General features: G+C 63.6%; 17 protein-coding genes. 4 read left to right on the forward strand and 13 right to left on the reverse strand.

The window, feature by feature from the left end:
• Window positions 1-75: 75 nt before the first annotated feature.
• The gene (locus GYH29_RS23395) at window positions 76-1,509 is read left to right on the forward strand and encodes a DEAD/DEAH box helicase (RefSeq protein ID WP_081575082.1); all 1,434 of its coding nucleotides are present in this window, start codon (window positions 76-78) and stop codon (window positions 1,507-1,509) included.
• Between the two features lie 362 nt (window positions 1,510-1,871).
• On the forward strand, window positions 1,872-2,672 hold the full coding sequence (locus GYH29_RS23400; RefSeq protein WP_198001617.1) for a substrate-binding periplasmic protein: 801 nt from the start codon (window positions 1,872-1,874) through the stop codon (window positions 2,670-2,672).
• A 26-nt stretch (window positions 2,673-2,698) separates the two neighbouring features.
• Here GYH29_RS23400 and GYH29_RS23405 read toward each other — a convergent pair whose 3' ends face one another.
• Complete coding sequence (locus GYH29_RS23405; RefSeq protein ID WP_019103628.1) at window positions 2,699-3,310, reverse strand: EAL and HDOD domain-containing protein; 612 nt, start codon at window positions 3,308-3,310, stop codon at window positions 2,699-2,701.
• Window positions 3,311-3,448: 138 nt separating this feature from the next.
• On the opposite strand from GYH29_RS23405, the gene GYH29_RS23410 reads away from it, so the two are divergent.
• Entirely contained in the window at window positions 3,449-4,081 is a 633-nt protein-coding gene (locus GYH29_RS23410) for a 3'-5' exonuclease (RefSeq protein ID WP_161524474.1), read from the forward strand.
• Here the strand turns inward: GYH29_RS23410 and GYH29_RS23415 are convergent.
• The 10 genes from GYH29_RS23415 to tkt form a co-directional block, all read right to left on the reverse strand.
• The gene (locus GYH29_RS23415) at window positions 4,065-5,756 is read right to left on the reverse strand and encodes a bifunctional metallophosphatase/5'-nucleotidase (RefSeq protein ID WP_198001618.1); all 1,692 of its coding nucleotides are present in this window, start codon (window positions 5,754-5,756) and stop codon (window positions 4,065-4,067) included. The genes GYH29_RS23410 and GYH29_RS23415 overlap by 17 nt on opposite strands.
• 180 nt (window positions 5,757-5,936) lie before the next feature.
• Entirely contained in the window at window positions 5,937-6,521 is a 585-nt protein-coding gene (mobA, locus tag GYH29_RS23420) for a molybdenum cofactor guanylyltransferase MobA (protein WP_161524475.1), read from the reverse strand.
• The gene (gene moaE, locus GYH29_RS23425; RefSeq protein WP_043640338.1) at window positions 6,518-6,976 is read right to left on the reverse strand and encodes a molybdopterin synthase catalytic subunit MoaE; all 459 of its coding nucleotides are present in this window, start codon (window positions 6,974-6,976) and stop codon (window positions 6,518-6,520) included. Before moaE ends, mobA begins: the two co-directional genes overlap by 4 nt.
• 2 nt (window positions 6,977-6,978) lie before the next feature.
• On the reverse strand, window positions 6,979-7,230 hold the full coding sequence (moaD, locus tag GYH29_RS23430) for a molybdopterin converting factor subunit 1 (protein WP_019103633.1): 252 nt from the start codon (window positions 7,228-7,230) through the stop codon (window positions 6,979-6,981).
• Window positions 7,231-7,368: 138 nt separating this feature from the next.
• Window positions 7,369-8,433 (reverse strand): class II fructose-bisphosphate aldolase, encoded by a 1,065-nt coding sequence (gene fba, locus GYH29_RS23435; protein WP_043640341.1) that lies wholly within the window; start codon window positions 8,431-8,433, stop codon window positions 7,369-7,371.
• An 86-nt stretch (window positions 8,434-8,519) separates the two neighbouring features.
• Window positions 8,520-9,149 carry a LysE family translocator gene (locus GYH29_RS23440; protein WP_043589187.1) on the reverse strand — a complete coding sequence of 210 codons (630 nt, stop codon included), beginning with the start codon at window positions 9,147-9,149 and terminating at the stop codon, window positions 8,520-8,522.
• 94 nt (window positions 9,150-9,243) lie between these two features.
• Window positions 9,244-10,419: a phosphoglycerate kinase gene (locus GYH29_RS23445; RefSeq protein WP_161524476.1), complete on the reverse strand. Its 1,176-nt coding sequence runs from the start codon at window positions 10,417-10,419 to the stop codon at window positions 9,244-9,246.
• Window positions 10,406-11,521, reverse strand: coding sequence for a zinc ribbon domain-containing protein (locus GYH29_RS23450; RefSeq protein ID WP_019103021.1), 1,116 nt, complete (start codon window positions 11,519-11,521; stop codon window positions 10,406-10,408). Before GYH29_RS23450 ends, GYH29_RS23445 begins: the two co-directional genes overlap by 14 nt.
• 187 nt (window positions 11,522-11,708) lie before the next feature.
• Window positions 11,709-12,719, reverse strand: coding sequence for a type I glyceraldehyde-3-phosphate dehydrogenase (gap, locus tag GYH29_RS23455; protein WP_043589182.1), 1,011 nt, complete (start codon window positions 12,717-12,719; stop codon window positions 11,709-11,711).
• A 131-nt stretch (window positions 12,720-12,850) separates the two neighbouring features.
• Window positions 12,851-14,836, reverse strand: coding sequence for a transketolase (gene tkt, locus GYH29_RS23460; RefSeq protein WP_161524477.1), 1,986 nt, complete (start codon window positions 14,834-14,836; stop codon window positions 12,851-12,853).
• 439 nt (window positions 14,837-15,275) lie between these two features.
• Here tkt and GYH29_RS23465 point away from each other — a divergent pair, with 439 nt between their 5' ends.
• A complete protein-coding gene (locus GYH29_RS23465; RefSeq protein ID WP_161524478.1) occupies window positions 15,276-16,031 on the forward strand; it encodes a BPSS1780 family membrane protein in 756 nt (251 codons plus the stop codon).
• A gap of 195 nt (window positions 16,032-16,226) precedes the next feature.
• On the opposite strand, the gene GYH29_RS23470 is transcribed toward GYH29_RS23465, so the two are convergent.
• The gene (locus GYH29_RS23470; protein WP_161524479.1) at window positions 16,227-17,564 is read right to left on the reverse strand and encodes a Na+/H+ antiporter family protein; all 1,338 of its coding nucleotides are present in this window, start codon (window positions 17,562-17,564) and stop codon (window positions 16,227-16,229) included.
• Between the two features lie 193 nt (window positions 17,565-17,757).
• Complete coding sequence (gene hutH, locus GYH29_RS23475; protein ID WP_019104158.1) at window positions 17,758-19,287, reverse strand: histidine ammonia-lyase; 1,530 nt, start codon at window positions 19,285-19,287, stop codon at window positions 17,758-17,760.
• Window positions 19,288-19,367 lie beyond the last annotated feature (80 nt).

Here is a 19,367-nt window from a genome sequence, read left to right on the forward strand (position 1 = left end):
CATCGCATCCCTAACTTTTTCCCGTCAGCCTGGATTGGTTCGCACATACTGCGATAGGCCGTCGCAGGAGCAAACATGTCCACACTCACCTTTGCCGACCTCGGTCTGGCCGAACCCCTGTTGCGCGCCGTCAGCGAAACCGGCTATACCACCCCCACCCCGATTCAAGCCCAGGCCATCCCGCAAGTGCTGCAAGGCGGCGACCTGTTGGCCGCGGCCCAGACCGGCACCGGCAAGACCGCCGGCTTCACCCTCCCGCTGCTGCACATCCTGATGGGCAAGCCGGCCACCCAGCCGGGCCGCCCGCGCGCGCTGGTGCTGACCCCCACTCGCGAACTGGCCGCCCAGGTGGAAGAATCGGTACAGACCTACGGCAAACACCTGCCGCTCACCTCCATGGTGATGTTCGGCGGCGTCAACATCAATCCGCAAACCCGCGCGCTGCGCAAGCCGCTGGACATTCTGGTGGCCACGCCGGGCCGTCTGCTGGACCATGCCGGTCAACGCAATATCGACCTGTCCGGCGTTGAAATTCTGGTGTTGGACGAAGCCGACCGCATGCTGGACATGGGCTTCATTCACGACATCCGCAAAGTGCTGGCCCTGCTGCCGGCCAAACGTCAGAACCTGCTGTTCTCCGCCACCTTCTCCGACGAGATCAAGAGCCTGGCCGACCGCCTGTTGGACAATCCCAAGCTGGTGGAAGTGGCGCGCCGCAATACCACCAACGAACTGGTGGACCAAAAGATCCACCTGGTGGACCGCGACCGCAAAACCGACCTGCTGATCCACCTGATCAAGGAGCGCAACTGGTTCCAGGCGCTGGTGTTCACCCGCACCAAGCACGGCGCCAACCGCCTGGCGGAAAAGCTGGAGAAAACCGGCATTCCCGCCGCCGCGATTCACGGCAACAAGAGCCAGAACGCGCGCACCCGCGCGCTGGCCGACTTCAAGAGCGGCGAATTGCAAGTGCTGGTCGCCACCGACATCGCCGCGCGCGGCCTGGACATCGACCAACTGCCGCAAGTGGTCAACTTCGAATTGCCCAATGTGCCGGAAGACTACGTGCACCGCATCGGCCGCACCGGCCGCGCCGGCAGCAAGGGCGAGGCTGTGTCGCTGGTCTGCGTCGATGAGTTCAACTTCCTGAAGGATATCGAGAAGCTTACCAAGCAATCGATCGAGCGCTTCTCGGTACCGGGTTTCGAGGCCGATCTGTCGGTGAAACCCGAACCCATTCCGATGGGCGGCGGCAATCGCCGCGGTCAGCCGCAGCGCCAGGGCGGCGGCGGCAAGCCGCGCCACCAGCCGGACAGCAAACCCACCGGCCACGGCCATCGCTCGCCGGCGTCCAAGCCGCGTCAGAGCCAAGGACAGAGTCAGGCCAGAAACGCCACAAACGGCCAGACGGGTCAGCGCTCGTCGCAAGGCCAGGGTCAGGGCCAGCGCGGCAAGCCCTCCGCCTCGCGTTCGAGCTCGGCCTTGTTCAGCCCGCCGAAGGGCCGCTAAGAACCTGTTCATAGTCTGCTGTGCTTCGGCGATACAGCGTTGAAAACATCCTCAAAATGCTCATGTACCACTTGACCATTCCGATTTTTCGCTTGTTTTCGCCTTGTCTCGCCCTTGCTCGCGAGACTTTGAACAGGCTTTAAGCCCGCGCAAGCGGCGCCGCGCCCTTGCGGTGCGGCCGCCTCAACGCTTCTTTGCCGACCCCGCGGCAATGGAAGCGCTTTACGCCGGACGCCAAACCTGCCTACGATTCAGCAACAGGCCCTGGGGCCGACAACAATATCGAGCGGAGACGGCGCACGCCGCGCTCCGCACGGGCAGCACGCATGCCGCGCGCACAGATCGAGCAAGGATTCGGGGAAATGATGAGACTTCGCAGCTGGCTGCTGGGCAGCCTGGCTGTAGTCCTGCTGGCGGCAACTCAGCCGCAGGCCGCGCCACGTCTAAAAATCACCCTGTCCAATCAGGAGTGGCCGCCCTATATGGGCAAGGAACTGCCGTACGACGGCATTTTGTCGCGTCTGGTCAAAGAGGCGTTCGCCCGCGCCAACGTCGACGTCGCCTTCCGTTACTATCCCAACAACCGCACGCTGCAATCGGCGCGCAACGGCACCGTGGACGGGAGCTTCGGCTGGGCGCCGACGTCGGAACGCAAGCAGGATCTACTGTTTACTCAACCAGTGCTGCATGCGCGCATGGTGTTTTTCCAGCGCCGCAACGCCAACTTCCCCTGGAACGACTTGTCCAATCTGCGCCACGCGCGGGTGGGGGTCACAGTCGGCAATTTCTATTCAGACGAATTCAATCAGCAGGTCAAGGCCGGCCACCTGATCCCCGACATGGCGCCGGACGACGTCACCAATTTGCGCAAGTTGCTGGCCGGCCGCATCGACCTGTTCCCCATCGACATGGAAGTGGGCCAATACCTGATCGCGCGCAACTTCCAGCCTCGGCTGGCCCAGCAGCTGGAGCCGCAAAACAAGTCGTTCTGGGTGGCGCCGCTGCACGTGGTGATCTGGCGCAAGCACCGCCAGGGCCCGGAATTGGTGGAGCGTTTCAATCGCGGCTTGAAGGCCTTGCAGGACAGCGGGGAGTTCGATCGCATCGTGGCGGAGACCCGAGCCGCCAGCCTGGCCTACCACAAACCGATCAAGACCCAGTGAAAAGGCCCGGTACAGAGGATGCGACGCTACGACGCGTCCGTGCTGCTCAACACCACCGGCCGGCCGTGGAAATAGCCCTGGAACCAGTGGAAACCCAAATCTCGACAACGTTCGAACTGCTCGCGGCTGTCCACCTTCTCCGCCAGCAAGGTCCCGTCGAAATCGCTCAACTGCGCCATCAGCGCCGGCAGGCGCTCCGTTTCCACCGCAGCCACGTCCACTTTGACAATGTCCACCAGCGGCAACATCGCCGTCTGGTCCGGCCCCAAGTGGATCACATCGTCCAAGGCCAGGCGGAAGCCGCGTTGGCGCAACAGCGCCATCCGTTGCAGCAAAGCCTCGGTGACGGTCACCGTTTCCAGAATTTCCAGCACCAGCCGTTCCGCCGGCAATTGGTCCAGGATGGCGTCTTGCAATAAATCGGCGCTGGCGTTGATGAAGCCGGGAAACTGGCCCAACACATCCGCGCTGCCCAGTTCTCCGAAGGCGTTGCGCAACACCTCGGCGCTGGCGAGCAGGTCGTCTCGCACCAAGGCGAAATTGGCCGGGCTGGAACGGAACAATAGTTCATAGGCCACCAGTTGCTGCTGGCGATCGACGATTGCCTGCCGGCCAAGATAACGTGAAGAATTAGGCATGCCGACGATACTACAGGATATTTCCACCGCTGTTGGGCATCTCCTGCTGGGACCGTCAAAAAATATGACAGCTTATGCCTGACCATCGCCGTTAAATGCGGTAAGGTTGCAAATTACCCTCAAGTCAGCGAGACCTCCATGTTGCCAACACGACAAATTCCTCGCGAGGAGATCAAATCGCTGCCGCTGTTCGCCGGCCTGACGCCGGAACAGGCGCGGCTGGCCGCCACGCCGGAGTTGGCCGCCGCCGCGTTGCGAGAACTGGGCGGTTGCGCGGTGCTGGGCTTCGACACCGAATCCCGCCCCACTTTCCACAAAGGCGAAAAACCGACCGGGCCGCATCTGATCCAGCTGGCCTGCGACGACGGCGCCTGGCTGTTCCCGGTGCAGGACGGCCAGTGCGCGCCGGAGCTGAAAATCCTGTTGGAAGACCCGCAACGGCTATTGGTGGGCTTCGAGCTCAGTTCGGATCAGTCGCTGCTGAAACAGCGCTTGGGCATCCGCTGCGGCCGAGTGCTGGACTTGGTGTCCTGCTTCGACAGCGACGATGCGCGCATCACCGTCGGCGCGGTGCAGGCGGTAGCGCGGCTGTTCGGCCAGTACTTCCGCAAATCCAAAAAACTGTCCACCACCAACTGGTCCAAACTGCCGCTGACGCCTGCGCAACAGGCTTACGCCGGCAACGACGCCTGGGTGGCGCTGCGGGTGTTCCGCGCGCTGGAAGCGCGCGGACGGCTGCCCCCAACGCCCAAACTCAAGGCAGACGCGTGATCCGGTTCAGCGCCGGCACCGCCACCGGCGACGCCCCGGCGAAATAACTCTCCAACACGTCCACGTCCACGCCGCCGCCCACCCGGTTGCCGCCCTGCGTCAACACCGTGAAGCCGTCGCCGCCGCCGGCGATGAAGTTGTTGACCTGCACCCGGTAGCTAGCCGAAGGATCAATAGCTATGCCGTTGATCTTGATGCTGGCGATGTCCACTTTGTTGCCCGCCGGCGCCGCCTGACTCCAGCTATAACTGAAGCCCTTGGATACTTGCAGAATCTTGACCTTGGACGGATCGCTCCATTGCTGTTCCAGCAGCTGGTCGATCTGCGCGCCGGTCAGGGTCAGCGTGGTCATCACATTGCCGAATGGCTGGGTGGTGAACAATTGGTTGTACGTCACATTGCCGCCGGCGCCGGGAATGATGTCGGCGCGCACTCCGCCCGGGTTCATGAAAGCCACTACCGCGCCCTGAGCCGCGCCCGCCGCCAATTGCGCGTCGGCCACCACGTCGCCCAACGCGGTTTCGCCGGCCGCGGACGGGGTGCGATCCAAAGTGCCCGCGGCCTGGCCCACTACTCGATTGGCCACAGGGGCCACCAGATCCTTGTACAGCTTGACCAGATTGCTGACTGAGGCCAGCGGCGCGATGTCGCGCGCCACTACCCGGTTCTGCGCTTGAATGGAGCCGGGCTTGACGTCGCGGGTGACCGGATCCAGTACAAAGTCGATTTCGGTGAACAACTGCCCGTAATTCTTGGCGCTGGTCACTCGGCGGCCGTCAATCACGCAGTTGTAGGCCTGATGGGTGTGGCCGGTGACTACTAGCTTCACGGCCGGATCCAGTTTTTTGACGATGTCGACGATGGGGCCGGACACGCCGTTGCACTCGTTGAAATTACCGCTTTGGTAGCCGCCCTCGTGCACCACCACCACCACGGCGGATACGCCCTGCCGCTTCAGTTGCGGAATCAGTTGGTTCACCGTGGCCGCCTCGTCCTGAAAGCTCAGGCCCTTGATGCCGTCCGGCGACACGATTTCCGGCGTGCCTTTCAAAGTCATGCCGATGAAAGCCACCGGGATGCCGCCGAACTTCTTGATTTCATAAGCGGGGAACAAGGTGCCGCCGTCGCTTTTCTTGACGTTGGCCGCCAGGAATTTGAATTTGGCGCCGACGAATTTGCCGTTCTGGCAGGAAGTGGTGGGCGCGCCCGTCTTGCAGCCGCCATTCTGCATGCGCAGCAGTTCCTGCTGGCCGTCGTCGAACTCGTGGTTGCCCACGGCATTGAGGTCCAGGCCCAGCAAATTCATCGCCTCGATGGTGGGCTCGTCGTGGAACAAGCCGGATACCAGCGGGCTGGCGCCGATCAGATCGCCGGCCGACACCACCACGGTATTGGGCGATTTGGCGCGCAGCGACTGCACCCAGGCCGCCAGATAGTCGACGCCGCCGGCGTTGATCTTGACAGTCTTGCTTGGGTCGGCCGGATCCGGCACCGTCAGTTGGCCCGGCATCTCCAGATTGCCGTGGAAATCGTTGAAGGCGATCATCTTCACCACCACCGGCTGGCGCGAAACGCCGGAGGTCTGATCGCCCGGCCCCCAGCCGCCGGAACCGGCGGAACAGCCGAACAGCGCCAGGCTCGCCGCCAGACACAGGCTCATGGTTTTCAGTTTCACGAAACGCATCCTTGTCTTGTTTGTTGTCGCTCACGCCGACGCCGCCGGCCGCGACCGAAATGAGGAGACGCCCGTCCACTGCCATGGACCGCGATAGACGCTCCGATCGCGCGCACTATAGCAAAACAAAATGACAAAGAGTTAAAACTTTCGTGATGCGAAACAAATCGCCATGCGGCCTCAGTTTTCGCCCGGCTTGGCCTCAAGCGCCGCCAGCGCGTCCGCGGTGTTGAGATTGGGGAAGAGATGGTCGAACGCGACTTCGACATGGTCCAGTCCGGCCAGCCAGCCGCGGATGGAACGGCCTCCGCCGGCCAGATAGGCGGCTAGACCGGCGCGCAGACCAGGCCCCAGGGCCAGCAGGCTGGGATGCCAGCCTTCGCGGTCCCTCGCGCTGGCCGCTTGGCGGCCAGCCGCCACTTCCGCCAGCAAACGACGCGAGAAATCCGCCGGCAGCCGCACCGCGTCGCAAGGCATCACCAACCAGACCGTCCCGTCGTCGCGCTCCAAGGCCGCCAGCACTCCGGCCAACGGTCCCGGGTAGTCCGGCAGGCTATCCGGCAGCAGCGGACAGCCGAAACCTGCGTACGCGTCCAGATTGCGGTTGGCCGAGATCCACACCCGTTGCGCCAGCGGCGTCTGCGCGGCCAGCGCCGCCAAGGCGTGCGCCAGCAGCGGCCGCCCGGACAACATCGCCAGGCCCTTGTCGACGCCGCCCATGCGCGTGGCGCGGCCGCCGGCCAGAATCAGCGCCTGGTGGCTCATTGCCAGCGTTCCGCCGCTTGAGCGTCGCTGTGTTTGGCTTCTACCCAGCGCGCGCTGCCATCGGCCAGAATTTCCTTTTTCCAGAACGGCGCGTCCTGCTTCAGGTAGTCCATCAGGAATTCCGCGGCGGCGAAAGCGTCGCGGCGGTGGCTGCTGGCCACCACCACCAGCACGATGGGCTCGCCCAGACTCAGCCGCCCAACGCGGTGGATGACGGTGGCCGCCTGCAACGGCCAGCGCCGGCGCGCCTCCGCCACAATGGCTTCCAACGCTTTTTCGGTCATGCCCGGATAGTGTTCCAGTTCCAGCGCTGTCACATCGCGACTGTCGCCGTAATCCCGCACCAGCCCGCTGAAGCTCACCACCGCGCCGCAAGCCGGGTTGCCGGACAGCGCGTCGATTTCCGCGCCGGCGCTGAAACGCTGCGGCTGCACCCGCACCGTGAACGGCCCCATGCTCATCCCCCGGTCACCGGCGGAAACACCGCCACCTCGTCGCCGTCGCTCAAAGCGGAGTCCAAGCGCGCCATCTGCTGGTTCACCGCCACGCGGAACACCCGGTCAGCGGCCAGCTCCCGCGCCCAGACCTCGCCGCGCAGCCGCAACTCCACCAGCAGCTCCTCCACCGTGGCCGCGTCGCTGTCCAAGTGTTCGCTCTCCAGACCGAACTCGTCCCGCAAGCGGGCAAAATACAAAAGATTCAGTTTCATCGCCTGCCTCTGTGCGCATTAAGCGGATACCGCAGTGTAAGCAATCCGGGCCGGGCCTCCAATACGTCAAGGTGGCTAGACGCCCGCCCGCAAAAAAGCCCGCTCGCGGCGGGCTGGTCCGGGCAAAAAGGCAGATCCTTACTTGACGATCTGCGCCAGTTCGCCCTTCAGGTATTTATTGGCCATGGTGTCCAGGTTGATCGCCTTGATCTTGCTGGCCTGGCCGGCGGAGCCGAAGGCCTCGTAGCGGGCGATACAGATGTCGCGCATCGCATCGGTGGACACTTTCAGGTATTTGCGCGGATCGAACTCGGCCGGGTGCTGGGCCAGGAAGCGACGGATGGCGCCGGTGGAGGCCAGGCGCAGGTCGGTGTCGATGTTGACCTTGCGCACGCCGTGCTTGATGCCTTCCACAATCTCTTCCACCGGCACGCCGTAGGTTTCGCCCAAATCGCCGCCAAACTCGTTGATGATCTGCAGCCATTCCTGCGGCACGCTGGAGGAACCGTGCATCACCAGGTGAGTGTTGGGGATGCGGGCGTGGATTTCCTTGATGCGGTCGATGCGCAGCACGTCGCCGGTGGGCTTCTTGCTGAATTTGTAAGCGCCGTGGCTGGTGCCGATGGCGATGGCCAATGCGTCCACGCCGGTATCCTTGACGAACTGGGCCGCTTCTTCCGGATCGGTCAGCAACTGGCTGTGATCCAGCACGCCCTCGGCGCCCACGCCGTCCTCTTCGCCGGCCATGCCGGTTTCCAGGCTGCCCAGGCAGCCGATCTCGCCCTCCACCGATACGCCGCAAGCGTGGGCGAAGTTGACCACGGTGCGGGTGACGTCGACGTTGTAGTCATAGTCGGCCGGGGTCTTGCCGTCGCTCTTCAGCGAACCGTCCATCATCACCGAGGAGAAACCAAGCTGGATCGAGCGTTGGCACACGTCCGGGCTGGTGCCGTGATCCTGATGCATCACCACCGGGATATGCGGGAATTCTTCCACCGCGGCCAGGATCATGTGGCGCAGGAAGGGCGCGCCGGCGTATTTGCGCGCGCCGGCGGAGGCCTGCACGATCACCGGAGCGTTCACCTTGTCGGCGGCCTCCATGATGGCGCGCATCTGCTCCAGGTTGTTGACGTTGAAGGCCGGCAGGCCGTAGCCGAATTCCGCTGCGTGGTCCAGCAGCTGACGCATGGAAACGAGAGCCATGGTGTTCAATCTCCGCAAACTGCTCCGACTGAGCGGAGCATGGTTGGCGCCCGGACCGCGCCGCGGCCCGAGGCGAATTCATCAATTCAGTGTCTGGACACGCTGGACAACAATACGCCGGCGCCGACGAAAGCACCGCCGGACACCTTGTTGACCAGCTTGAGACGCCGCGCGCTATTCAGCCAGCCGGCCAAACGCGCGCCGCCGCCGGCGTAAGCCAGCTGCCAGGACGCCTCGATCACGTAAAACGTCGCCGCCAGGATCGCCAGCTGCGGCCCCTGCGGCTGTTGCGCGTTCATAAACTGGGGGAACAACGCGGTAAAGAAAATAAAGGCCTTGGGATTGCTCATCGCCACCAGGAAGCCCGTGCGGAACATGCCCCAGGGCGTGTGCTTCCCGGTCGCCGCCTCGCGGATTTCCTCCACCGGCTGCGGCTGGCTGCGCCAAGTCTTGATTCCCAGATAGATCAGATAGGCGGCGCCGGCGTATTTTACCAAGGAAAACAGCAGTTCGGAGGTGGCCAGCACCGCGCCCAGGCCAGCGGCGGAGCCGAACATGATCAAACCCAGCGCCGTCATCAGGCCAAAACACGTCATCAGCGTGCGCCGCACCCCGTAGTGGATGCCGTGGGTCATCGCCAGCAGCATATTGGGGCCGGGCGTGGCCGAGACGAAAAACACGGTGGTGACGAACAGCAACCAAGTATTGAGCGACATGAGTATCTCCGGCGGGTGGGCCATCAGCATGAAACGGCGAGGAATAAAACAGTGTAACGCAAGCCATTCATCCTGATAGCCTTTTTCCCTGGCCTCAGCTAGCGCGCTCGGCCAGAATGGCCACCGCCGGCAGTTCCTTGCCTTCCAGAAACTCCAGGAAAGCGCCGCCGCCAGTGGAGATATAACTGATGTCGTCGGTGATACCGTACTTCGCGATCGCCGCCAGCGTATCGCCACCGCCGGCGATGGAGAAGGCCGGCGAGGCCGCGATGGCCTGGGCCAGGGTCTTGGTGCCGCCGCCAAACTGTTCGAACTCGAACACGCCCACCGGGCCGTTCCACACCACGGTGCCGGCCTTGGCGATGATGGCGGCCAGTTCGCCCGCCGAATCCGGGCCGATGTCCAGAATCATGTCGTCGGCGCTCACCTCGGCCGCGCTCTTGGTCACGGCGGCGGCGGTTTCGGCGAACTCCTTGGCGCAGACCACGTCGGCCGGCAGCGGCACGTCGCCGCCGCGGGCGCGGATCTTGGCGATCACCTTTTTGGCTTCCTCCACCAGCTCGGCCTCGGCCAGCGATTTGCCGATGGCCTTGCCTTCGGCCAGCAAGAAGGTGTTGGCGATGCCGCCCCCCACGATCAGCTGGTCAACCTTGTCGGCCAGCGATTCCAGAATAGTCAGCTTGGTGGACACCTTGGAGCCGGCGACGATGGCCACCAGCGGCCGCGCCGGCGCTTGCAGCGCCTTGCCCAGCGCTTCCAGTTCAGCGGAGAGCAGCACGCCGGCGCAGGCGGCCGGCGCGAACTGGGCCACCGCGTGGGTGGAAGCTTCGGCGCGATGGGCGGTGCCGAAGGCGTCGTTGACGAAAACGTCGCACAAGGCGGCGTAGGCGCGGCCCAGGTCGGCGTTGTTCTTTTTCTCGCCCTTGTTCAGGCGCACATTCTCCAGCATCGCCACTTCGCCGGGCGCCACGCTGAAGCCGGACTGCCAGTCCGCCACCAGGCGCACCGGCTTGCCCAAGAGGCCGGATAAACGCTCCACCACCGGCGCCAGGCTGTCTTCCGGCTTGGGCTCGCCTTCAGTGGGGCGGCCCAGATGGGTCATCAGGATCACACCGGCGCCGGCCTTCAGGCATAGCTCGATGGACGGCAGGCTGGCGCGGATACGGGTATCGTCGCCGATGACGCCGTTTTTCACCGGCACGTTCATGTCCACGCGGATTAGCACGCGCTTGCCAGCCAGGACCTGTTCGGAAAGTTTATTGAATTTCATCGTTCGCTCGCTCGGGTTTGGATTCGCTTGTCGATTGATTCATCGGCGCAGGCTCCGGCTTAGCGCCGGGGCGGCCGCATTTTTTGCAGTACGGAAAAAAGGCGAAATTGCGCGCGCCGCAGTCGCAGCCGCGGAACAGCTGCAGGCCGCAATGCACGCAGTAGTCGGCATCGTCGCCGGCAATATTGTATTGATGGTCGCAGGACGGGCAAGTTTTCTTCTGGTAGGCGCCCAGGGCCTGGGCGTAGGCCACGTGGCGAGCGCGCTCGCTCTGGCTTTGCTGCAACTCGGCGCGTTTTTTCTCGGCGTAGCGCTGGAAAGCCTGGATCATGCGCAGGCCGGCGAACACCGTCAGCGCGATGCCCACCGCCAGCCGCACATAGCCGCCGAAATTGGGCAGATAGGGCAGCAGTTCAATGAAAAAGGCGAACAAGGCGAACAGACCGAAGCCGTAAACGAAGAACCAGTAGCGATGGGTCCGGTAACGGCTGAACAGCCATACCGCCAACAATAGCAGCGGCAGAATAACCGCCAGCCGCAGCAGGAACACTTTCAACTCAAAACGCTGGTAGGCCTGCTGATAACGATCCTGGGCGACGGCCTCCGCCTTGTCGATCTGGGCCTGCAGAGCTTGCCGGCTCTGTTCCAGCGCGCGCAGGCCATTACCGGCCTGGTCTTCCTTCTGCTGCCATTGCAGTATCTGCGCCTGCAAGGCGTCCAGCTCGCGGGTGCGGCGGCTGACCTCGGCGCTTTGCCGCGGATCGGCGCTGGTGGCGCGGCTGGCCAGCCAATTGGCCAGGCCCTTGCGTTGGGTCTGGTAGTTGCGCTCCAGCTGCTCGCGGGTGGCGCTGAGGTTTTCCAGCTGGACGCGCTGCGCGTCGTTCTGACGCTGCAGCGCTTGCTGCTGTTGCCGCAACGGCGCGACGCCGGCTTGCTGTTGCAAGGCCTCCAACTGCGGCGGGCCGCCGTCCGGCACGTAGAACAGGTCGCGGATCACCAACTCGCCCAGATTGGACAGGAAGCCGGCAAATACCAAAGCCACCAGCCAGGAGGCCAGCCGGACCCATTTTTCCGGGCGGGACAATGCTTGGTTCTGTCGCATGCTGCTCTCCTGTGACGGCGGGTTCAGCGGGAGCGATATCCGTGATCGCCCGGTCAGTGTATGCCAAAAAAACGGCCCTACCTTAACACCAATCAAATGCCGGTGGATGTAGCGCCCGCGCTAGCGGACGCAAAAAAATCCGGGCCGGCATGGCGCGCCGGCCCGGATTTTCCGAATCACATCGTCGTCAGCAAGCGAACATCGCGCGCGCGGTGCGCAGCATCTGGCAGCTGAAACCCCATTCATTGTCGTACCAGGCCAGCACTTTCACCATATTGCCGCCGGTGACTTTGGTCAGCGTGGAATCGAAAGTGGAGGCTTCCTCGGTGTGGTTGAAGTCCCCGGACACCAGCGGCAGGGTGTTGTAGCCAAGGATGCCCTTCATCGCGCCGTTGGACGCTTCCTTCAAAATGTCGTTGACCTCGTCCTTGGTGGTGTCGCGCGCGGCGCTGAAGGTCAGGTCCACCAGCGACACGTTGATGGTGGGCACGCGCACCGAGAAGCCGTCCAGCTTGCCTTTCAGCTCCGGCAGCACCAGGCCCACGGCCTTGGCCGCGCCGGTCTTGGTCGGGATCATATTGTCTGTGGCGGAACGGGCGCGGCGAAGGTCCTTGTGCTTGACGTCGGTCAGCACCTGGTCGTTGGTGAAGGCGTGGATGGTGGTCATCAGGCCTTTCTTGATGCCGATGGCCTGGTGCAGCGCCTTGGCCACCGGGGCCAGGCAGTTGGTGGTGCAGCTGGCGTTGGACACCACGGTCATTTCCGGTTTCAACACGTCGTGGTTGACGCCATAAACGATGGTGGCGTCGACATCGTCGCCACCCGGCGCGGAGATCAGCACCTTCTTGGCGCCGGCGTCCAGGTGGGCCTGGCATTTGTCTTTGCTGGTGAAGGCGCCGGTACATTCCAGCACCAGGTCCACATCCAGTTCCTTCCAAGGCAGTTCCGCCGGGTTGCGGGTGCTGAAGAACGGGATCTTGTCGCCGTTCAGGATCAGGTGCGCGTCGTCTTGCTCGACCTCGCCGGGGAAGCGGCCGTGCACGGTGTCGAACTTGGTCAGATGAGCATTGATGTTGAGATCGCCGGTGGCGTTGACGGCCACTACTTTGAAATCGTCGTGCAGCTGGTTTTCGTAGATGGCGCGCAGTACCTGGCGGCCGATGCGGCCGTAACCATTGATGGCGATGCGGATAGTCATGCTTCTAAATCTCCTGGGGGACGATCCGGAGCGCCCGGCTTCCCGGCCGGCGCTCCGCGTGTTGTGTAGTGCGTCCACTACATGAAACGGCGAACAAAAGGCCATTGCTTTCGCAATGGCCTGTCTTTACATCACAGCAGGGCTTTGGTCTTGGCCACTACATTGTCGACGGTGAAACCGAAGGCCTGGAACAACTGCGGGGCCGGAGCGGATTCGCCGAAGTGGTCAATGCCGACCACATCGCCTTCCAGACCCACGTATTTGCGCCAGAAGTCCGGATGACCGGCTTCGATCGCCAGTCGCGGCAAACCGGCCGGTAGCACGCTATCGCGCCAGGCCTTGTCTTGCCGGTCGAACACATTGGTGCAGGGCATGGACACCACGCGCACGGGGATGCCTTCGGCCGCCAGCGCGTCCTGCGCTTTCAGCGCCAGTTCCACTTCGGAACCGGTGGCGATCAGCACCGCGCGGGCGCCGGCGGCGTCGCGCAGCACGTAGCCGCCCTTCTGGATGGCGGCCAGTTGCGCCGCGTCGCGGGCGACGAAGGGCAGGTTCTGACGGCTCAGCACCATGCTGCTCGGCGTGGTCTTCTGCTCGACGGCGTGGGCCCAAGCCGCCGCGGTTTCGACGGTGTCGCACGGACGCCAAGTGTGGTGGTTGGGGATGTAGCGCAGCGTGGCCACTTGCTCCACCGGCTGGTGGGTGGGGCCGTCTTCGCCAAGGCCGATGGAATCGTGGGTGAACACGAAGATCGGGTTGATCTTCATCAGCGAAGCCATGCGCAGGGCATTGCGGGCGTATTCGCTGAACATCAGGAAGGTACCGCCGTACGGGCGCAGCCCGCCGTGCAGGGTCATGCCGTTCATGATGGCGGCCATGCCGAACTCGCGCACGCCGTAGCTGATGTAGTTGCCCTGGCCGTCGTGGTCTATCCACTTGGAGCCGGACCAGTTGGTCAGGTTGGAACCCGTCAGGTCGGCGGAGCCGCCGACGAATTCCGGCAACGCCGGAGACAGCGCTTCCAGCGTGATCTGGCTGGCCTTGCGGGTGGCCACGGTCTGCGCGGCGTCGGCGATCTTGGCCAAGGCGGCGGCCTTGGTCTCTTCCCAACCGGCCGGCAGCTCGCCCTGCATGCGGCGGCTGAATTCGGCGGCCAGTTCAGGATAAGCGGCGCGGTAGGCGTCGAAGCGCTTGTTCCATTCGATCTCGGCCAGCGCGCCCTTGTCGCGCGCGCTCCACTCGGCGTAGACCTCGGCCGGGATTTCGAACGGCGCGTGCGGCCAGTTCAGGCCTTCGCGCGCGGCGGCGATTTCGGCCGCGCCCAACGGCGCGCCGTGGCAATCGTGGCTGCCCTGCTTGGTGGGCGCGCCAAAACCGATGGTGGTCTTGCAGCAGATCAGCGTCGGACGCGCGCTTTCCTTTTGCGCGGTGGCGATGGCGGTAGCCACTTCCACCGGGTCGTGACCGTTGACGTTCTTGATCACCTGCCAGCCGTAGGCTTCAAAGCGGGCCGGGGTGTTGTCGGTGAACCAGCCTTCCACATGACCGTCGATGGAGATGCCGTTGTCGTCCCAGAAGGCGATCAGCTTGTTGAGACCCCAGGTGCCAGCCAGCGAGCAGGCTTCGTGGCTGATGCCTTCCATCAGGCAGCCATCGCCCAGGAAAGCGTAAGTGTGGTGGTCGACGATCTGGTGGCCGTCGCGGTTGAACTGCGCCGCCAGCATTTTCTCGGCCAGCGCCATGCCCACCGCGTTGGTGATGCCCTGGCCCAGCGGGCCGGTGGTGGTTTCAATGCCGGGAGCGTAGCCGTATTCGGGATGGCCGGGAGTTTTGGAGTGGAGCTGACGGAACTGCTTGAGGTCTTCGATGGAGAGGTCGTAACCGGAGAGGTGCAACAGGCTGTAGATCAACATGGAACCGTGACCGTTGGACAGCACAAAGCGGTCGCGGTCTGGCCAGTTGGGGTTGGCCGGGTTGTGTTTCAGGTGATCGCGCCACAATACTTCCGCGATGTCTGCCATCCCCATCGGGGCGCCGGGGTGACCGGATTTGGCTTTTTCAACGGCATCCATGGACAGGAAGCGGATGGCGTTGGCAAGCTCGGTACGGGTGACCATTTCGGGAAAACCTCAAGACTTGTGTGGAAACCAGGACGACGGCCGCGCCACCCGAACATGCCTCCGGCATGGACCAACCGTCGCAAAATCATGGAATTATCGCTGATTTTCACCATGGGCGGCAACCGCTGCGCCATGTGGAATACCGCGGCGGCATGAAGGGGCGCGAAAAATAGCCGGATGCGGCCGTTTTGCAAGATAATGCCTATGTAGCCGCAAAATGCATTTTGAATCAAAAGCCTGCGAATGATTCCGCTCCCGATTTCATTGATGACGAATGGGCATAATGCGGATAAAAGGCTCAAGCGGGGAAACCCGCGTCGCAAATCGCGGTCAGTCTGGCTCTGTCTTTTTGCCGCGCAAACGACGCAACGACGCGAGCAGGCAGGCGCCGCCAAGCGCCGCCGGCTTGTTTGGCACAACCTTTTTGGAGATTTAGATGCAATCATTCGATGCCCTACCCGCTCCGCGCAAAGTCGCTTTCGGGCGCGGCTGGCGCTGGATCGTGGAGGCCTTCTACATTGTCCGCCAGCAGCCGCTGACCTGGATTCTGCTGGCGCTGGCCTATTTGGTGATCAATTTCATCGTCAGCATGATTCCCTTGCTGGGCGGCCCGCTGTCCTTCTTCCTGGCGCCGGTGTTCGCCGCCGGCTTCATCCTGGCGGCGAAGAAATGCGAGCAGGGATCGGAGCTGGAGTTGGGTGATTTGTTCGCCGGCTTCAAGACCGCGCTGCGGCCGCTGATCAATGTGGGCATGCTGTACCTGGCCATCCTGATCGTCATCGGCATTGCGCTGGGCCTGTTGATGGGCGCGATGGGGGTGAGCGTGGCCAAGAGCGACCCCAACGCGATCCCGGTGATCGCCGGCCCCATCGCGCTGTTCGCCTTCATCGGCGGGGTGGCCATCTTTCTGGTCAGTCTGGCTTACTGGTTCGCGCCGGCGCTGGTGACGCTGAACCAAGCCGGCCCGTGGCAGGCGATCCGCGCCAGCCTGCAAGCCGGCCTCGCCAACTGGGGCTCGGTGCTGGTCAGCGGCCTGATGCTTGCGGTGCTGGCCTTCATCGCGATGATACCGCTGGGCCTGGGCCTCTTGCTGTGGTTCCCGGTGCTATACGTGACCGCCTACACCGGCTGGAAGGATATTTTCGGCCAATCCGCGGCGCCGGTGCGTCCGGACGAGCCGGTGGTGTTTTAAGAACCTGTTCAAAGCCTGTTGCGCGTCGGCGATACTGCGTTAAAAACCGCTTCGAAATGCTCATGTACCATCTGTACATTCCGCTTCCTCAGCTGTTTTCGCCTTATCTCGCTTTAACTCGCGAGACTTTGAGCTGGCTCTAAGCCCGGCTCGCCTCTTCAATCAAGCCCCGCTCAACGGGGCTTTTTCATGCCCTCACAGCAGCATCGCGGCGATCCAGCCAAAGCCCAGCAAGGGCAGGTTGAAATGCAGGAAGGTGGGCACCACCGTCCCCCACATATGGTCATGCTGGCCGTCTGCGTTCAAACCAGCGGTCGGCCCCAAAGTGGAATCCGACGCCGGCGAGCCGGCGTCGCCCAGGGCCGCGGCGGTGCCGACCAGCGAGACGATGGCCAGTTCGGAAAACCCGAAGCCCAGGGCCAACGGCACATAGATGGAGGCGATGATGGGGACGGTGGAGAAGGACGAGCCTATCCCCATGGTGATCAGCAAGCCCACCAACAACATCATGAAAGCGGCCAGCCCGCGGTTGTCTCCAATCAGCGCCACCGACGAGCGCACCAGCGACTGAACATCGCCGCTGGCGTTCATCACGCTGGCGAAGCCCGCCGCGGCGATCATGATGAAGCCAACCTGAGCCATCAGGCGCATGCCCTGGGTGAAGTGGCTGTCCAGTTCGGTCCAGCGCATCACTCCGGACCCGGAGATCAAGGCAAAACCCACCAGGCCGCCAAACACCATGGAACCGGTCCACAGCTGCGCCAGCAAGGACAGCAGCAAGGCCGCGCCGATGGACACCCGCTGCCAAGGACCCAACTTGACGCTGCCGCGCTCGCCGCCGGTCACGGCGACGTCCAGGTAAGTGCGCCGCCGCCGATAGCTGAACAACAAGGCCAGCGCCAGACCAAACACCATGCCCGATGCCGGAATCAGCATGGCCAAAGGCGCCGCGCTCAAACCCACCTGAAAACCGCTGACCGCACCGGCCTTGTTGATATTTCCCACCAGGATGTCGTTGAGGAAGATGGCGCCGAAGCCGATCGGCATCGTCATATACATCACGGTAATGGAAAAGGTGATGGCGCAGGCCACCGCGCGCCGGTCCAGTTGCAGCCGGTTCATCACCAGCAACAAGGGCGGCACCAGAATGGGGATGAAGGCGATATGCACCGGAATGACGGTGCCCGAGGCGAAGCCGGCCAACACCAGGCAAACCAGCAAACTCCACTTGACCACCAGCAGCATGCGCTCCGAGTGCCCTCCGTACTGGATGTAGCCGACAATCCGGCCCGACAGCCCCTGCACAATGCCGGTGCGCGACAGCGCAATGGCGAAAGCGCCCAAGGTCGCATAGGCCAGCGCCACCGGCGCGCCGGCGCCCAAGCCCCCGTTGAACGCCTGCACCACCGCCTCTGGCGACATGCCCGCGTAAATGCCGCCAATGGCGGCGGAAAGAATCAGGGCCAAAACCACCGGCACCCGCGACAGGCTCAAGGCCATCATGACCAATACGGCTAATACCACGGCGTTCATGGGAATCTCCTCGTCGGCGCTCGTCAATGGCGAGCGCATCGATAGTCTGGCGTCCCGGCATCGCCGGGCTCCACTCCCCGAACTCCACAGGTCATTGCCTGCTGATTCTTCATTCTGGTCCGCGCGTCCAAACCAACTCGCGGATGCCAAAACGCCAGCCGCCCCCATGCGAAGACGGCTGGCGATCTCGCGATTACAGCGACGGCAGCAGACCGGCCTCGACGAAGCGGTTGTAGGAACCGCTAGCCACCAGCGCGGCGGCTTTCTCGATGTCAGGCGCGAAGTAGCGGTCCTTGTCGTAGAAGCTCACTTGCTCGCGCAACTCCGCCTTGGCCGCTTCCAACTTGGCCGAGGTCTTGTGCGGCGCGCGGAAGTCCACGCCCTGGCAGGCGGCCAGCAACTCCACCGCCAGGATGCCGGCGGTGTTGCCCGCCATGTCGCGCAGGCGGCGGCCGGCGAAAGTGGCCATCGACACATGGTCTTCCTGGTTGGCAGAGGTAGGCAGGCTATCCACCGAGGCCGGATGCGCCAGCGATTTGTTTTCCGAGGCCAAGGCCGCGCCGGTGACCTGGGCGATCATGAAACCGGAGTTGACCCCGCCGTTGTTGACGAGGAAGGGCGGCAGCTTGGACAGATTGCTGTCGATCAGCAGCGCCATCCGGCGTTCGGACAGCGAGCCGATCTCAGCCAGCGCCAAGGCCAGATTGTCGGCGGCGAAGGCCACCGGCTCGGCGTGGAAGTTGCCGCCGGACAGTATCTCGTTGTCCGCGGCGAACACCAACGGGTTGTCGGACACCGAGTTGGCCTCCACCACCAGCACCGCGGCCGCTTGGCGGATCTGGGTCAGGCAGGCGCCCATCACTTGCGGCTGGCACCGCAGCGAATAAGGATCCTGCACCTTGCCGCAATTCTCGTGCGAACGCTCGATCTCGCTATGCTCCAGCAGGCTGCGGTAGATGCGGGCGGCGTCGATCTGGCCGGCGTGGCCGCGCACCGCGTGGATGCGCTCGTCAAACGGCGTGCGGCTGCCCAGCGCGGCTTCCACTGACAGCGCGCCGGCCACCGAGGCCGAGGCGTACAGGTCTTCCGCGGCGAACAAGCCTTCCAGCGCGAAAGCGGTGGATGCCTGAGTACCATTCAGCAAAGCCAGGCCTTCCTTGGGCGCCAGGGTGATCGGCTCCAGACCGGCGGAACGCATCGCCACCGCGCCCGGCACGCGGGTGCCGTTGACGAAGGCTTCGCCCTCTCCGATCAGCACCGCGCTCATATGCGACAGCGGCGCCAGATCACCGGACGCGCCCACCGAGCCCTTTTGTGGAATCACCGGGTAGATGCGCTGGTTAAACAGGGTGATCAAGGCCTCAATCACCAACCGGCGGATGCCGGAAAAACCGCGTGCCAACGAGTTGATCTTCAAAGCCATTACCAGGCGCACGGTGGATTCGTCCATCGGCGCGCCGATGCCGGCGGCGTGGGACAGCACGATGGAGCGCTGCAGCAATTCCAGCTCTTCCGGCGCGATGCGAGTATTGGCCAGCAAGCCGAAACCAGTGTTGATGCCGTAAGCGGTGCGGCCTTCGGACAGCACCCGCGCCACGGTGGCGGCGGAGGCGTCGATGGCTGCGTGGCTGGACGGATCCAGTTTCAGTTGCAAACCGGTTTCACGTGAAACGCGACGCAGCTCGGCCAGGCTGAGTGTGCCGGGAACAATGTTCAATACCATCTGAGATTCTCCTTCATAAAGCGTTTGCAGCGCCGCTCGCCGCGGTGAGCGCTGGTTTTGTGTTATCGCGCCCTGCCGGC

Origin of the sequence: Chromobacterium haemolyticum, from assembly GCF_009936155.1 — a bacterium.
Lineage (GTDB): Bacteria > Pseudomonadota > Gammaproteobacteria > Burkholderiales > Chromobacteriaceae > Chromobacterium > Chromobacterium haemolyticum.

Excerpts from the sequence above, each read along its gene's own strand:
- GYH29_RS23395 (WP_081575082.1), top strand. The coding sequence starts at position 76 with ATGTCCACACTCACCTTTGCCGACCTCGGTCTGGCCGAACCCCTGTTG.
- GYH29_RS23400 (WP_198001617.1), top strand. The coding sequence starts at position 1,872 with ATGATGAGACTTCGCAGCTGGCTGCTGGGCAGCCTGGCTGTAGTCCTG.
- GYH29_RS23405 (WP_019103628.1), bottom strand. The coding sequence starts at position 3,310 with ATGCCTAATTCTTCACGTTATCTTGGCCGGCAGGCAATCGTCGATCGC.
- GYH29_RS23410 (WP_161524474.1), top strand. The coding sequence starts at position 3,449 with ATGTTGCCAACACGACAAATTCCTCGCGAGGAGATCAAATCGCTGCCG.
- mobA (WP_161524475.1), bottom strand. The coding sequence starts at position 6,521 with ATGAGCCACCAGGCGCTGATTCTGGCCGGCGGCCGCGCCACGCGCATG.
- moaE (WP_043640338.1), bottom strand. The coding sequence starts at position 6,976 with ATGGGGCCGTTCACGGTGCGGGTGCAGCCGCAGCGTTTCAGCGCCGGC.
- moaD (WP_019103633.1), bottom strand. The coding sequence starts at position 7,230 with ATGAAACTGAATCTTTTGTATTTTGCCCGCTTGCGGGACGAGTTCGGT.
- fba (WP_043640341.1), bottom strand. The coding sequence starts at position 8,433 with ATGGCTCTCGTTTCCATGCGTCAGCTGCTGGACCACGCAGCGGAATTC.
- GYH29_RS23440 (WP_043589187.1), bottom strand. The coding sequence starts at position 9,149 with ATGTCGCTCAATACTTGGTTGCTGTTCGTCACCACCGTGTTTTTCGTC.
- GYH29_RS23445 (WP_161524476.1), bottom strand. The coding sequence starts at position 10,419 with ATGAAATTCAATAAACTTTCCGAACAGGTCCTGGCTGGCAAGCGCGTG.
- GYH29_RS23450 (WP_019103021.1), bottom strand. The coding sequence starts at position 11,521 with ATGCGACAGAACCAAGCATTGTCCCGCCCGGAAAAATGGGTCCGGCTG.
- gap (WP_043589182.1), bottom strand. The coding sequence starts at position 12,719 with ATGACTATCCGCATCGCCATCAATGGTTACGGCCGCATCGGCCGCCAG.
- tkt (WP_161524477.1), bottom strand. The coding sequence starts at position 14,836 with ATGGTCACCCGTACCGAGCTTGCCAACGCCATCCGCTTCCTGTCCATG.
- GYH29_RS23465 (WP_161524478.1), top strand. The coding sequence starts at position 15,276 with ATGCAATCATTCGATGCCCTACCCGCTCCGCGCAAAGTCGCTTTCGGG.
- GYH29_RS23470 (WP_161524479.1), bottom strand. The coding sequence starts at position 17,564 with ATGAACGCCGTGGTATTAGCCGTATTGGTCATGATGGCCTTGAGCCTG.
- hutH (WP_019104158.1), bottom strand. The coding sequence starts at position 19,287 with ATGGTATTGAACATTGTTCCCGGCACACTCAGCCTGGCCGAGCTGCGT.